This window comes from Plebeiibacterium sediminum, assembly GCF_026013605.1.
GTDB lineage: Bacteria > Bacteroidota > Bacteroidia > Bacteroidales > Marinilabiliaceae > Saccharicrinis > Saccharicrinis sediminus.
In genome coordinates this window covers 1-392 of record NZ_JAPDPJ010000356.1, presented here as the reverse complement: position 1 = coordinate 392, position 392 = coordinate 1, and the positions used below count along the sequence as shown (strand labels likewise).

Annotated in this window: 2 tRNA genes; both read left to right on the top strand. The window is 43.1% G+C overall.

Features of this window, described 5'->3' with window-relative positions:
* Positions 1-17: 17 nt before the first annotated feature.
* Positions 18-90, top strand: a tRNA-Gly gene (locus OM075_RS25770).
* Positions 91-173: 83 nt separating this feature from the next.
* Positions 174-246, top strand: a tRNA-Gly gene (locus OM075_RS25765).
* Positions 247-392: the final 146 nt, after the last annotated feature.

Below are 392 nucleotides of genomic sequence, written 5' to 3'. Positions count from 1 at the left end.
TGGCTCATTTTTATTTTGCGGAAGTAGCTCAGCTGATAGAGCATTAGCCTTCCAAGCTAAGGGTCGCGGGTTTGAATCCCGTCTTCCGCTCTATATAGCCATCTGATTTATCAGTTGGCTTTTTTTTAGCCTTCAATGGCAAAATAAAAAGTACAAATTAATATCATATATAAGCGGAAGTAGCTCAGCTGATAGAGCATTAGCCTTCCAAGCTAAGGGTCGCGGGTTTGAATCCCGTCTTCCGCTCGAAAAAGCCTTTGGGCTGTTGGTTTTCAAAATGTTGGAAACTATAAAGTTTTGAAATTATGATTTTGGGGAGATACCAAAGTGGCCAACTGGGGCGGACTGTAACTCCGCTGACTTTCGTCTTCGTAGGTTCGAATCCTGCTCTC